Origin of the sequence: Erythrobacter sp. KY5 (assembly GCF_003264115.1) — a bacterium.
In the GTDB taxonomy this organism is placed as follows: Bacteria; Pseudomonadota; Alphaproteobacteria; order Sphingomonadales; family Sphingomonadaceae; genus Erythrobacter.
In genome coordinates this window covers 1,600,840-1,613,888 of the sequence record NZ_CP021912.1, presented here as the reverse complement: position 1 = coordinate 1,613,888, position 13,049 = coordinate 1,600,840, and the positions used below count along the sequence as shown (strand labels likewise).

Here is a 13,049-nt window from a genome sequence, read left to right as displayed (position 1 = left end):
CGAATTTTGCACGCTTTGCCACTTGCCAGCCGCAATTCGCGTCAATAGTCACATTCGAAACCAACAATCCGACCGATAATCGGCGCCATCTTAGGGAAACGCATGGCTGAAAATAAGTCCGGCATGAATGTCGACACCGCTCTCGTACGCGAACTTGCAGAGCTTCTGAACGAAACCGGCCTTACGGAAATCGAGGTTGAGGACGACGATCGCAAGATCCGCGTTGCACGCAATTTCCCGGGCGGTGGTGGCGGCGGTGCGAACCTTACCCCGGCCCAAATCGCGGCTTTTGGAAGTCTCGTCGGCGGTGCGGCAGCTTCTGCGCCTGCTCCGGCTGCCGCTCCTGCAGCGGCACCGGCACCTGAAGCGCCCGCCGTCGATGCGCATGCGGATGCTCTGAAATCACCCATGGTCGGTACTGTCTATCTCGCTCCCGAGCCGGGCGCTGCCGATTTCGTCAAGGTCGGTGACAGCGTGAAAGAAGGCGACACTTTGCTCATCGTCGAGGCGATGAAAGTCATGAACCCGATCACCGCCGACAAATCCGGCACGATCAGGGCTATCCTCGTGGCCAACGCTCAGCCGGTCGAGTTTGACCAGCCGCTTGTTGTGATCGGGTAATCAGACGTGGGCATTACTCGCATACTGATCGCCAATCGCGGCGAAATTGCGCTGCGCATCCACCGCGCAGCGCATGAAATGGGGATCGAGACGGTCGCGGTGCACTCCACTGCCGATGCCGATGCCATGCACGTCCGCCTTGCAGACCACGCGGTCTGCATCGGACCGCCGCCCGCAGCGGAAAGCTACCTCAACCACGCCAACATCATTTCGGCTGCCGAAGTCGCAGGGTGTGACGCGATCCATCCGGGCTATGGTTTCCTGTCGGAGAACGCCAAGTTCGCCGAAATCGTTGAGGCGCACGATATCGCGTGGATCGGGCCAAAGCCTGAACACATCCGCACGATGGGTGACAAGGTCCAGGCGAAGAAGACCGCTGGCGATCTCGGCCTGCCGCTGGTCCCCGGCTCAGATGGCGCGGTCTCCGACCCGGAAGAAGGCAAGAAAATCGCAGCCGAAATCGGCTATCCCGTCATCATCAAGGCGGCGTCCGGCGGCGGCGGCCGCGGCATGAAGGTGTGCGAGAGCGAGGACAAGCTCGAGACGCTGATGAAGCAGGCCGGCAGCGAAGCCAAGGCAGCGTTCGGCGACGCGACGGTCTATATCGAGAAATATCTCGGCAACCCGCGCCACATCGAATTTCAGGTCTTCGGTGACGGCAACGGCAATGCGATCCATTTGGGCGAGCGCGATTGCTCGCTCCAGCGCCGCCACCAGAAAGTGCTCGAAGAAGCGCCCTCCCCCGTCATCAGCGAAGATGAGCGCATGCGCATGGGTGAGGTCTGCTCCAAGGCGATGCGCGACATGGCCTATCGCGGTGCGGGCACGATCGAGTTCCTGTGGGAGAACGGCGAGTTCTACTTCATCGAAATGAACACCCGCCTGCAGGTCGAACACCCCGTGACCGAAGCGATAACCGGGGTGGATCTCGTGCGCGAGCAGATCCGCATCGCTGCGGGCAAGCCGTTGTCGGTTTCGCAGGAAGACCTGCGCTTTAACGGCCACGCGATCGAATGCCGCATCAACGCAGAGGACCCTTTCACCTTCGCGCCTTCGCCCGGAAAGGTGACCTATTACCACCCGGCTGGCGGCATGCATGTGCGCGTGGATTCAGGGCTTTATGCGGGCTATTCGATCCCCCCCTATTACGATTCCATGATCGCCAAACTGATCGTCTATGGCCGCAACCGCGAGGGGTGCATCATGCGCCTTCGCCGCGCGCTTGAGGAAATGGTGGTCGAGGGGGTGAAAACCAACATCCCGCTGCATCAGGAGTTGCTGCGTCAGGATGACGTTCTGAACGGCGATTATTCGATCAAGTGGCTGGAAGAGTGGCTCGAGGAACGATCGAACTGATCAGGGCCGCGCTCTGATCGTCGGCTGGCACTGCGTGGTCAGGCGGCCTCGGTTGGGATGTCCGTCGCTCGGGAGCCGCGCTCGTCTATCTCGGCTTCAATCGCTGCGCTGCGCGCCGTGATGGCGTTCATCGGACAGGTCAGGCGGTAGAGGAACAGAGCGGGCGCGATTTCGAAACGACCTTTCCCGTCTAGCAGGCGCGGTATGATGCGCGTTAGCAAGGTTTCGCTGAACTCATCGAGCGGCAAGGGCGTGCCTCCCGGCGTTTGCTCCGCACCGCTATCATGATCGGTGTCGAGCGATGATTTGAAGCTCTCCCGCCATTCCAGCGCCAGATTCGAGCCATTCTCGTCAGCGTCTGAACTCTCTATCGTCCACGTCACAGCAATGTGTCCGCGAGCCTGCTCCGCCCGTCCGATCTGGACGAAGCGCGATGCAAGTTCCCATGCGATGAGGCTCAATTGCTGCGCGCCCTGAGCGCCGACTTCGACAACGGGTCCGTCTGTGCTCAATTGCTGCGCGGGCGCATTGAAGAGTGGTTCAATCTGGCGGCGGATCACCCGCTCAAGACTGGCGCGTGCGGTATCGTCCTGCTCCATCACCGTCGATGTCGCTATGGCGAGCGCGTTGATCCGGCCTCGCAGTTCGCGCAGGAACCGTTCGGGATACTGGCTGATTTCGACCCCCGGCCGTGTGAGTGAGGAGACGACCTGAATAAGATTGCGGCTGCGCTGAACCGCATCGCGAGCGGTCAGGGCAAGCCGCGTGTTCGCATCCTTGAGCTCTTCCGTGCGCTGTCTGACGCGGTTTTCAAGTTCATCGCGAGAGCGCGACAGGTCGGCAAGCGTCACTTCCAACTGTCCGATCACCTCGTCATGCGTGTCCGGCGTGGGTATTCGCAGGAGCACCGGGATGAGCCGGAACAGCACGAAGGCAGTGGCAAGCGAGACGATGCCAGTGGCCAGCTTCAACGCAGCGGTTAAGGGATAGATCGGATACCAGAGGGTCACGATCCCCATAAGGTGGGTGACACCGCAAAGCAGGATAAAGGAAGCAAAAAGCGCCACCAGCGCACGGTGACGAAAATCGCCGCGTCGACGCAGAACCGTGATCAGGGCGAGCGGGATAGCCATGTAGGCGACGAAGATCATGAGGTCGCTGCCGGCCCATAACAAGACAAGCCACGGCTCCCACAAGAGGCACATGCCATGCGGCATATATTGATCGTAATCGAACACCCCTCACCCTCACTTTCGCAGCGCGGCGCTTCCTTCGCCGCATTGCCGGGTCTAGCCTGAAGCGCGCACTGCATTCTTCCGTGAAAACACGTAGGCTCGCTCCGATCTGGTGGCGTTTTGTGGGCCTGCGCAGTTTTCTGCCTCTCGGGGTTTGGTGAATCGGGCGTGATTGATGCTATAGGACGACCAAATCGCCCCAGCGGGATCAGGGGCCACTCACCTTCGAAGGGCCACTCTTGAAGCAAGACGTCATATCCCGCAGCGATTCCGAGCGGCATCCCGCCGCCATTCCGGAAGCAAAGCGTAAAACCCAGATTGTGGTCGTCGGCGGAGGCGCTGGCGGGCTTGAGCTCGTGCGCAAGCTGGGCGCCAAATATGGTCGCAAGCGTCACGATATCATCCTTGTCGACCAGAACCTCTCCCACATCTGGAAGCCGCTGCTGCACGAGGTCGCGGCTGGCTCTCTCGATGCCAATCTCGACGAGGTCGGCTATCGCGGGCACTGTGCACGCTGGGGCTATCGGTTCTTTCAGGGCAGGCTTGAGAGCATTGACCGCGAGGCCAAGACCATCCGTCTCGCCCCGGTGATGGATGACGAGGATGAGGAGATTATCGGCGCTCACACGATCCGTTATGACATGCTGGTCCTGGCAATCGGATCAGTGTCGAACGACTTTGGCGTGCCTGGCGTCGCCGAGCATTGCCTTTATCTCGACAGTCGCAAACAGGCGGATCGGTTTCGCACATTGCTCCTCAACCATTGCCTTCGCGTAAGCCGGGCGATGATCGAAGATCCGGGCGTTGATGCACGTGTTCGGGTCGCCATTGTCGGGGCCGGTGCGACCGGCGTTGAACTCGCCGCAGAGCTGTACAACGCGGCTGGCGCGCTCAAGCATTACGGCCTTGAAGTGTTTGACGAAAACCGCCTTGATGTCACCATACTGGAGGCCGGGCCGCGTATCCTCCCCGCCCTGCCCGAACGCCTATCCACCTCCGCGCGCAAGGAATTGACCGCGCTTGGCGTCGAAGTGCGCGAAGGCGTGCAGGTCGTGGAAGCGAAGCGCCACCAGCTTGTCACCAAGGATGGCACCACCATCGACGCAGATCTCATGGTCTGGGCCGCAGGGGTCAAGGGCGCCGAATTCCTCAGCACGCTCGGGCTGGAGACGACCATGCGCGACCAGATCATCGTCACCGAAACGCTTCAGACGGTCACCGATCCCGATATCTTCGCAATCGGCGACTGCGCCTCCTATTCGCCCGATAGCGACGCGCCCCCGATCCCCCCGCGCGCACAAGCGGCACACCAGATGGCCGACACGGTTTTCAAGAACCTTCGCCTGCGCGAACAGGGCCGCCCGCTCAAACGCTTCGTCTATCAGGATAACGGATCGCTCATTTCGCTCAGCCGGTTTTCGACCGTGGGGAGCCTGATGGGCAACCTTGTCGGCGGCGCGATGGCGGTGGAGGGGCGCATTGCGCGCTTCATTTACACCTCGCTCTACCGGATGCACCTAATCGCGATTCACGGCTGGCTCAAGGGTCTGGGACTGATCGTGATCGGCCGGGTGAACCGCATCGTGCGGCCCAAGCTCAAGCTTCACTAAAAGTCGATCTTGACGCGCACTTCGGCGCCATCGGCATCAAAGCCGCCAACGCCTTTCTTTATGACGTTCGCTTCGGCCTCCGCATCCTCGCTAAGTCGCATGCGAGCGCGCGGAACCGCGCTGCCTTCAGTCAGTTCGGCGGCTGTCGGGCCGTAGGTCGGACCGATGCGGGGCGATAGCACCGTTTCACGGCACACGATGATTTCCGGATTGAACGGATCGGGCTCGCTCTCGTCGAGACATTCGGTGGGCGGCGGGGCAAGCGGGGTGAGGTCGATGAGAAGCGATCCATCGTCGCGCGTTGTCGTGGGCAGGCCCTCGCTGTCTTCCCTCGGCTCGGGCAGTTCGATCACGATCATCGGTGGAGGCTCATCCAGCATTGTCGCACCACCTTTTCTCGCGTTTCAGATCATCAGGCCCTGCGGTAAACAGTTATTCGAAAGTGAAGCCGGCGGCCCTCGCTTCGGCAATAATCTGTTCGCCCGTTTTCTTCGGGCTGTCCTGCGCAATGTCGAACCAGTCGGGTTTATCGTCGATAAAGATCTGGTGCTTGATCGGCAGGCCCGAGGGCAATTCGAACAATCCGGCGAGGAACGTGCGATTGCCGGTCGGCAGGAACTTGTACCACAGATTGCTGCCGCATTTCTTGCAGAAGGCGCGCTCTGCCCATTCGCTCGATTGGTAAGTTGCGATGGCGTCTTCACCGCTGAGCGAGAAATCGTCCGCCTCGATCCCGGCATACATGCTGCCGCCCCAGCGTTGGCACATGCCGCAATGGCACACGTCAACTTCGGCGTGAGCGGCATTGAGGGTGATCTTCACGCTGCCGCAAAGGCAGCGTCCGTGGAGCGGCTCAGCGAGGCGCTCCGCTTCGCTCACGCCGACCACCTCATAGGGGGACGCCCGGTTCGTGCTTGGACGTGCGGATCGTCAGCGAGGTCTTCACGCTCGCGACGTTGGGCGCAGGGGTCAGCTTGCTGGTCAGGAATTCCTGAAAACTTTGAAGGTCTTTGCTGACGATCTTGAGAATGAAATCAATCTCGCCATTGAGCATGTGGCATTCGCGAACCTCGGGAAGGTCGGCCATATGCTCTTCAAACTCGCGCAGCGAGCTTTCCGCTTGGCTCTTCAGGCTCACCATCGCGAAAACGGTGATCGCAAAGCCGAGCTTGGACGGGTCGAGATCGGCGTGATAGCCGCGAATGACGCCGTCTTCCTCGAGGCCCCGCACACGGCGAAGGCACGGCGGCGCGGTAAGGCCGACGCGCTGCGCCAGTTCCACATTCGTCACACGCCCTTCGGCCTGAAGCTCGCTGAGCAGACGCTTATCGATTTCATCCAGATTTGCCATCGAAACCAAGAACCCCCTGAAGGCCTGCATGTATGAACGCCCCGTTGCTCTGGGGCGGCACAAAGCCTTACCCATAAACAACGTTTTGCAAGAACTTGAACGGTTTTGCTTGGGTAAAGCTAATTTTATTATGTGTGCCAGCAATTGTCCCGCTTTGCAACGCAGTGTGCGATGGTCATGCGACAAAACTCCAACGGTGTTAGGAGTTAATTGCCGAATTGCGTCCATGTGACAGCCATGGATTCGCAAACGGCTCCTTGCCGCCAAGCGGTGCAGCTGATGGATTTGGAGCCTGAATGTTTTTCGATGATCGCCTTGCGACGGTGTTACGCCAGCGCGCGCAAAGCGATGGGTCGAAGCGCACGCAATACCGGCAATTGCTGGATATTCTCGGTGCAGAGCGGATGGGCGCAGCCCACGCCTCGCGCGATCCCAGCCTCGCGGCTGCCGCCTGGCTCAGAATGGATGCACTGGCAGAAACGATACCGTCTGCCGACCGCGCCCGCATGGTGCGCGAGCCGGGCTGGCGGTTTCGCAACCCGGAGCTTGCAGCACATCTTGCGGATGCCGAGCCCGATGTTGCCTCCGCAGCTTTGTCGCGGGCGCAATTGTCCGACGATGACTGGGCAGCCCTGATCCCGCGCCTGCCGGTTCGCGCGCGCGGTTTTCTTCGGCTGCGCAATGACTTGCCGCCCGATACCGAGAAATTGCTTGAAAAGCTGGGCGTCTACGATCGCGGCCTGCCATCGCCTGAAAACAGCGTCCTTGCAGAGGTTGAGCGCGATTTGATCGTCCCCGGCGCGCAGGATGAGGACGAACCTCTCGAACTCGAAGACGTGTTCATCGAAACGCCCGAGCCGATCGAGGAGCTCGCGCCCGACCACGACGGCAAGGACGAGGACGAGGACGAGCTGGAAAACGATCCCCAGAGCGAGGGACGCAGCGAGATCTCAGCGCTGGTCGAACGGATCGCCGCTTTCAAACGCAACCGCGAGAGCAAGCCGCGCGGCGAGGACGACCAGCTTATGCCGCGCCTCCCGCTGGGAGAGCAGGTTGGTGGGTCGGTCCGTCAGGTCGCCGCATTCGGTTTTGCAGGCGATGCAGCGGGCCGCATCGAGTGGGCCGACGGCGAAGTTGCGCCGATGGTGATTGGCGCCCGGCTGGTGGCCCCTGCCCGCCTTGGCAGCGCGGCGGTGCAAAGCCCGCTCGAACGCGCCGTGTCGCGCAGGCAACCTATCAGCGGCGCGAGCCTCAGCCTCGATGGGGCGGAGGCGATTGCCGGTGAATGGGTGGTCGATGCGCAGCCTCGCTTTACTCAAGGCGGCAATTTTGCAGGCTATGTCGGCAGGTTCCGCCGTCCTGCAAACTCTGCCAAGCCAGCGCAAACCGCTGCGCAGAGGGAGGCCGACCGCATCCGTCAGCTTCTCCACGAACTGCGCACTCCGGTGACAGCGGTTCAAGGCTATGCCGAGGTGATCCAGCAGCAATTGTTCGGCAACGCCCCGCACGAATACCGTGCACTTGCTGCGGCCATCGCGGCTGACGCTGCGCGCATCCTTGCCGGGTTTGAGGAACTGGACCGCCTTGCCCGGCTGGAAACCGGCGTAATCGAGATCGACAGCGGAGAGGCCAACCTCGCCGCCCTAACTCAGCGAACGGTGGGCCAGCTCGCCCAGGTTCTCGGGCCCCGCATGTCAGGCATCGAACTTGCCGCGCTTGATCCTGATGGGGGCGATGAAGCTGTCATGGCCTCCATCGACCCGGATCAGGCAGAGGCGCTCTTGTGGCGGCTTCTGGCAACGCTTGGAGGGGGATGCGCAGCCGGAGAGATGCTGACCGCGACGGTCGAGCGTGACGGCGATTTCGCCAAACTCACCTGCGAGGTGCCCGCGCAGCTTCTCAGCGAGGAAAACATCTTCGCCGCCGACGCCCGGCCGCTTGGAACGACGATCAACGCCGGCCTGTTCGGCGCCGGTTTTGCCTTGCGCCTCGCCCGTGCCGAGGCGCGTTCGGGCGGCGGTGATCTCGTATGCGAAGACGAGATCATGATCCTGACCCTGCGCCTCGCAAGAAACTGACCGCGCAACAGGTGAGGTCGCCGGTAAGGCTACGCTTACACATTGGCGCTATAGGGTCATGCCATGCAGGCTGCACTCAAATCAGAAGCGCCAACCCCTGTCGGCGCGCAAGGCGTATCGATGATCGAGCCCCCGCTCGCCTCGGCGACAGCGTCTTTCGCACCTGATTTCGGTCAGCGCGTCCTGCTCACGGTCGACACTGAGGAAGAGTTCGACTGGGACGGCCCCTTCACCCGCGACCAGCACGGCCTGCGCCATGTCGAGGCCATTCCGCGTTTTCAGGCGTTTTGCGAAAAAATCGGCGCTCATCCCGTCTACCTCGTCGACTGGCCGATTGCGACCGATGCGCGCGCGGTCGAGATTATCAGCGATGCGGTCGGGCGCGGGGTCGCGGATGTCGGCGTGCAGCTTCACCCCTGGGTCAACCCACCCTTCGACGAAGAAGTGTGCGCGCGGAATTCCTACGCCGGCAGTCTCCCGCCCGAACTGGAAGCCGCCAAATTCAAGGCGCTGCGCGACCGGATCGAGGAGGCGTTTGGAACAGCACCGCTGATCTATCGCGCAGGCAGGTACGGCCTCGGCGAGCATTCGGCGCAAATCCTGAAAGACAATGGCATCCGCATCGACACGTCGGTGCGCTCGCTGTTCGATTACGCCGCGCAGTACGGCCCGGACTATTCAAACCACCCGCTCGCGCCCTACTGGGTCGATGACGCGCGTGAGCTGCTCGAACTGCCTGTGACGAGCGTCTATTGGGGTCCGCTGCGCATGCTGGGCAGGCACATCCACCGGTTGCAGCGTCACATCCCGACATTCTTCGCGGGCTTTTCGCGGTTGAAGCTGCTGGAACGCATTGCTCTTACCCCGGAAGGCGTGACCAGCGCAGAAGCGATACGCGGCATCGATGTTGCTCTGGATGAAGGCCTGCCGCTGCTGGTCCTGTCCTTCCACAGCCCGACACTTGCACCCGGCTTCACGCCCTATGCGGCGGATACGCGCGATGTCGAGCGGCTCTACGATTGGCTGAGCGAGGTCTACGCCTATCTCGCCAAACGCGGCGTGCGCACGGCGAATGTCGCCGATATTATCGAAGCCACACAAAGGTGATTGAGCCGCTTGTCTAAGCGGCGTTGTAGATGTAGTGGCCGTGCTGTTTTACGTCACAGTAAACGCTGATACTTCCGGGGGGCCTGTAGCTCAGCGGTTAGAGCTGGCCGCTCATAACGGCTAGGTCGCGGGTTCGAATCCTGCCGGGCCCACCAAACCCTCCCCCGCACCAACGCCAGGGCTTACTAGCTCACTCCCGTTCCTCGCTCGGAACCGGGAAGCTGCAGCGCACCTTGAAAACGCGATCATCCTCTTGCGAGACGATTTCCCCGCCAAGTTGCTGTGCAAAGGCATGAACAAGATCGCTGCCTACGCCTTCGGAAACGATCATGGCGAAGCGTTCTTCGGAGATGGGATTTTCCACCTTCAAGTGGATCGTGTCATTTTCAACAACGAACGCCACTTTGATTTCGCATTGCTGACCATGCGCCATACCGTATTTGACGGCATTGGTCAGCAGCTCGTTGAGTGTGAGCGCCAGTGTTACCGCAAAGCGGGAGGGCAACTTGATCGACTGCGTTTCAGCAACGATGCTGCATCCGCTCGCGTCACCGTCGATCGTTCGGGCAAAGCTGTTGGCAAAGCGTTCGAGCAAATGCCCGGCGTCAACATATTCGACGCCGGTGTCGGCATACAGTTCGCCGTGAACGTCGGATATCGCCATGATCCGGTTCGCAGACGCCTTGAGCGCTTCTTGCGCCTCGTCGCTTTTGGTCGCGCCGATCTGGTAGGACAGCATCGCCGCTGCAATCGCGAGCGAGTTCTTGATCCGGTGATTGCTTTCGACCACCAGCGCCGCGTTGCGCTGTGACAGCTCCTCCATGCGCGCGCGGGCTTCCTCCACATCGGTCATGTCGATGAAGGCGCCGAACAGCTTGAGCTTGCCATCTACCGGATCGCGCTCGATCCCGGCGCGCACGCGGATGAACCGGGGATCCGGGGTTTCGGGAATGAGGACACGATAATCGAATGCTGCGCTCGTACCGGCCCCGCCCGCCATAGCGCGCTCGACCTCGGCGTGAATGGCGGGCACGTCTTCGGTCGCGATACGATCGAAAAAGGGTGCCGCTGTCTCGCCGGCTTCGTCGGGTTCGAAACCAAACATCTGGTCAATTGCGATATTGCGCACAAATCGGTCGGTCAGCGGGTCGTAGGAGAAGAAGGACAGTCCCGACGCTTCTTCAGCGGCAATCCTCACCGCGTCGGTAAGCCGGCGTTGCCGAACGCGCTCGGTCACGTTTTCCGAACGCTGAAGGATCGCAACGACCTCTCCATCCTCCACAACCGGCCACATGACCAGTGACCAGAACCGCAATTCGTATACGCCGTTTTCGTCGAGCAGGTCGTGCTGCTGCTCTTCGATCTCGAAAGGTTCGCGCGTGCGCACGATGTGTGCAACGCCCTGTTCGATTGCGCGCTTGGCGCTCTCGTCTTCGGGCTTGTCGGGATTAGGCTGGAAAACCTCGAACATGCCGCGCCCCACGACTTCGTCATAACCGCGCCCGGTCATCCTCGCATGCGCTTCGTTTATGTACAGCATAGTCAGGTCGGGAGTGAAAAGCGTCATGGATGACGGGCTATCACTCAGCAGCATTTTCGCTGATTCGACCGCTTTGCTGAAAGGGGCTGCGTTCATGCAGTGCCTTTACGTAGCGGCGCACTTTGTGGCGAATCAATTCGATCTGTCACGATGCAGCGCCCGGCACGTTCGCGCCACCCTTTTGCGGCAGGGGAAAGCGCAGCACGGCCCTTACCCCTTTCGATTTGGGTTCAAGTTGGAAGCGGCCACCAAGACTGTGCGCCAGCACGCCAACGATCTGCGAGCCGAGGCCTGCGTTTTTCATCCCGATGTCCGCAATGCCAACGCCATCGTCTTCGACCAGGAGGATGGCGGCAACCTCGCCCTCGCCATCCCCATCGCCTTCGCGCCGTAACGAAGCGCGCACTTCGCCCTTGACGCTGTCTCGATAGGCAAAGCGCGCCGCATTACCGACAAGTTCGGAAAGGATCACGCCGAGCGATATCGCCTGATCAACCGAGACCGTGGCCTCGATACAATCGAACTTCACATCGGCAAGCGAGCGCCTGCCGACATGTTCACTGCGCAATTCGCGAGCGAGCCGCGTCAGGTAATCGTCGACCGCGACCGTGCCGATCTTCATCGAGGCGTACAGCCCCTTGTGCACCTGAGCGATAGCATGGACGCGGCTGGCGAAATCGTCCATGGCCCGGTGCGCTTCGCCCCTGGGCAAGGCGCCCGCCTGCATGTGAGCCATCGAGACGATGAGTGCGAGACTGTTGGCAATGCGGTGCTTCATCTCGTTCAGCAGCACTTCGGACCGCGAACGCGACGCGGCCGCCTCTTGCTCAGCAATCAGCTTTTCGCGCTGCGCACGGTCATAAGCGATGCTGCGCGCCAGAACCGCTTCGAGCAAGTTGGCGAAGCTGGGGTCGTCTTGCCTGACAAGATAGTCCTGGGCACCCGCTTCCAGCGCGCCCAACGCGAGCGGAGCGCTTTGCGATGCAAGCAGGCAGACGACGGGAGGCACATCTTCTGCGCCGTCCAGCGAATGCAGCGCGGCCTGCAGCGCCTCCTCACCTTCGCTGTCGGCTAGCAGAACGGCATCGAATGCCCTGTCTGCAAGATGCGCCACGATAGCGGTGCCATGAGCCACATGCGTGACATCATGCCCGATCCCGCCAAGCTGGCGCGCAACGTCGATTGCCGTTGCTTCGTCGGGATCGACATAAAGTATGCACATGGAACCTGTGCCAGAGGTCATCTGTCAGCTCTCTCGATCAATGCTTTTGCCGGGCTACGCCAAGCCGGTGATCAGGCGTCTTCGGTATCCATCGAAGTCTCGCGGCTCACCAGCAGCGCCTGCATGACCGTTGCCGCGACATGGTCGGGGCTGAACGGTTTGGCGATCACGTAGGCAGGCTCAGGGCGTTCGCCGGTCAGCAGCTTTTCGGGGAAGGCGGTGATGAAGATGACCGGAACGTCAATCTTCTGCAGAATCTCGTCAACCGCATCGATCCCGCTTGAGCCGTCGGCCAGATTGATGTCGGCAAGGATCAGTTCGGGCTGCACCTGATCTGCCGCTTCGACCGCTTCGCTCGCCGTGCGGGCGACGGCGGCGACATCGTTGCCCATGTCGACCAGCAGCTGCTTGAGGTGGAGGGCGATGATCGCCTCGTCCTCGATAACCAGCACGCGGGAGGAAAGCATCGAGCTGATCGCGTCACGCGCTTCTGCCACGCAGGTCCGCACCTCGCTTTCCTCGATGGACAGAATGAAGGCGGTCTCGTCTTCGGCGAAACCTTCGATCGTCGTCAACAACAGCGCCTTGCGCGCCTTGTGCGGCAAAGCGCCGATCACTGCGGTCGAAAGGTCGATGGAGCGAAGGGACGCGTCGGTCCAGAGCTTGTGGAACACGCGATACAGTTCGTTGCGAACGGGAATATCGGTGCGGAATTCGTCGGGTGCGGCGATCATCGCCTGCAAGGTTTCGCGCACGGCGGCATCGCCAGCAGCTTGCGAACCGGTGAGCATTCTTGCGTAGCGGCGAAGGAATGGAAGCTCGCGCGCGACATCATTTTCAAAGGTCATAATCAGTAGACTCCCTGATGGACCAAGATCGCCCGGGCAAAAATGTTCCCAGCTTGTTGGAACTTTTTGCACCGCGGTTTC

Annotated in this window: 12 protein-coding genes and 1 tRNA gene; 6 read left to right on the top strand and 7 right to left on the bottom strand. The window is 61.1% G+C overall.

The window, feature by feature from the left end:
• Positions 1 to 102: 102 nt before the first annotated feature.
• Both accB and accC read left to right on the top strand, forming a co-directional pair.
• Complete coding sequence (gene accB / locus CD351_RS07610; RefSeq protein WP_111992029.1) at positions 103 to 621, top strand: acetyl-CoA carboxylase biotin carboxyl carrier protein; 519 nt, start codon at positions 103 to 105, stop codon at positions 619 to 621.
• 6 nt (positions 622 to 627) lie between these two features.
• Positions 628 to 1,977, top strand: a complete 1,350-nt coding sequence (gene accC, locus CD351_RS07605) for an acetyl-CoA carboxylase biotin carboxylase subunit (protein WP_111992028.1) — start codon at positions 628 to 630, stop codon at positions 1,975 to 1,977.
• 38 nt (positions 1,978 to 2,015) lie between these two features.
• On the opposite strand, the gene CD351_RS07600 is transcribed toward accC, so the two are convergent.
• Positions 2,016 to 3,215: a sensor histidine kinase gene (locus tag CD351_RS07600; RefSeq protein WP_162627651.1), complete on the bottom strand. Its 1,200-nt coding sequence runs from the start codon at positions 3,213 to 3,215 to the stop codon at positions 2,016 to 2,018.
• 287 nt (positions 3,216 to 3,502) lie between these two features.
• Here CD351_RS07600 and CD351_RS07595 point away from each other — a divergent pair, with 287 nt between their 5' ends.
• Positions 3,503 to 4,822 carry an NAD(P)/FAD-dependent oxidoreductase gene (locus tag CD351_RS07595; protein WP_111993658.1) on the top strand — a complete coding sequence of 440 codons (1,320 nt, stop codon included), beginning with the start codon at positions 3,503 to 3,505 and terminating at the stop codon, positions 4,820 to 4,822.
• Here CD351_RS07595 and CD351_RS07590 read toward each other — a convergent pair.
• From CD351_RS07590 to CD351_RS07580, 3 genes are read right to left on the bottom strand one after another with little or no spacing between them, the layout of a single operon-like run.
• On the bottom strand, positions 4,819 to 5,202 hold the full coding sequence (locus CD351_RS07590; protein WP_162627650.1) for a hypothetical protein: 384 nt from the start codon (positions 5,200 to 5,202) through the stop codon (positions 4,819 to 4,821). The genes CD351_RS07595 and CD351_RS07590 overlap by 4 nt on opposite strands.
• A gap of 52 nt (positions 5,203 to 5,254) precedes the next feature.
• Entirely contained in the window at positions 5,255 to 5,701 is a 447-nt protein-coding gene (locus CD351_RS07585) for a GFA family protein (protein ID WP_111993657.1), read from the bottom strand.
• A 10-nt stretch (positions 5,702 to 5,711) separates the two neighbouring features.
• Positions 5,712 to 6,173: an Lrp/AsnC family transcriptional regulator gene (locus tag CD351_RS07580; RefSeq protein WP_111993656.1), complete on the bottom strand. Its 462-nt coding sequence runs from the start codon at positions 6,171 to 6,173 to the stop codon at positions 5,712 to 5,714.
• 296 nt (positions 6,174 to 6,469) lie between these two features.
• Between CD351_RS07580 and CD351_RS07575 the strand changes: the two genes are divergently transcribed.
• The 3 genes from CD351_RS07575 (at position 6,470) to CD351_RS07565 (ending at position 9,513) form a co-directional block, all read left to right on the top strand.
• On the top strand, positions 6,470 to 8,251 hold the full coding sequence (locus CD351_RS07575; protein ID WP_111992025.1) for a histidine kinase dimerization/phospho-acceptor domain-containing protein: 1,782 nt from the start codon (positions 6,470 to 6,472) through the stop codon (positions 8,249 to 8,251).
• Positions 8,252 to 8,371: 120 nt separating this feature from the next.
• Positions 8,372 to 9,358, top strand: a complete 987-nt coding sequence (locus tag CD351_RS07570; protein ID WP_111993655.1) for a polysaccharide deacetylase family protein — start codon at positions 8,372 to 8,374, stop codon at positions 9,356 to 9,358.
• 79 nt (positions 9,359 to 9,437) lie between these two features.
• A tRNA-Ile gene (locus CD351_RS07565) sits at positions 9,438 to 9,513 on the top strand.
• Between the two features lie 35 nt (positions 9,514 to 9,548).
• Here CD351_RS07565 and CD351_RS07560 read toward each other — a convergent pair.
• The 3 genes from CD351_RS07560 to CD351_RS07550 form a co-directional block, all read right to left on the bottom strand.
• Complete coding sequence (locus CD351_RS07560) at positions 9,549 to 10,952, bottom strand: sensor histidine kinase (protein WP_255413054.1); 1,404 nt, start codon at positions 10,950 to 10,952, stop codon at positions 9,549 to 9,551.
• A gap of 91 nt (positions 10,953 to 11,043) precedes the next feature.
• Entirely contained in the window at positions 11,044 to 12,141 is a 1,098-nt protein-coding gene (locus tag CD351_RS07555; protein WP_111992023.1) for a sensor histidine kinase, read from the bottom strand.
• 50 nt (positions 12,142 to 12,191) lie between these two features.
• Positions 12,192 to 12,968, bottom strand: coding sequence for a response regulator (locus CD351_RS07550; protein WP_111992022.1), 777 nt, complete (start codon positions 12,966 to 12,968; stop codon positions 12,192 to 12,194).
• Positions 12,969 to 13,049: the final 81 nt, after the last annotated feature.

What these genes read in the sequence shown, in the direction of transcription:
- CD351_RS07590 (WP_162627650.1), bottom strand. Translation starts at nt 5,202, where the DNA reads ATGCTGGATGAGCCTCCACCGATGATCGTGATCGAACTGCCCGAGCCG.
- CD351_RS07570 (WP_111993655.1), top strand. Translation starts at nt 8,372, where the DNA reads ATGATCGAGCCCCCGCTCGCCTCGGCGACAGCGTCTTTCGCACCTGAT.
- CD351_RS07550 (WP_111992022.1), bottom strand. Translation starts at nt 12,968, where the DNA reads ATGACCTTTGAAAATGATGTCGCGCGCGAGCTTCCATTCCTTCGCCGC.
- CD351_RS07555 (WP_111992023.1), bottom strand. Translation starts at nt 12,141, where the DNA reads ATGACCTCTGGCACAGGTTCCATGTGCATACTTTATGTCGATCCCGAC.
- CD351_RS07560 (WP_255413054.1), bottom strand. Translation starts at nt 10,952, where the DNA reads ATGCTGCTGAGTGATAGCCCGTCATCCATGACGCTTTTCACTCCCGAC.
- accB (WP_111992029.1), top strand. Translation starts at nt 103, where the DNA reads ATGGCTGAAAATAAGTCCGGCATGAATGTCGACACCGCTCTCGTACGC.
- CD351_RS07580 (WP_111993656.1), bottom strand. Translation starts at nt 6,173, where the DNA reads ATGGCAAATCTGGATGAAATCGATAAGCGTCTGCTCAGCGAGCTTCAG.
- CD351_RS07575 (WP_111992025.1), top strand. Translation starts at nt 6,470, where the DNA reads ATGTTTTTCGATGATCGCCTTGCGACGGTGTTACGCCAGCGCGCGCAA.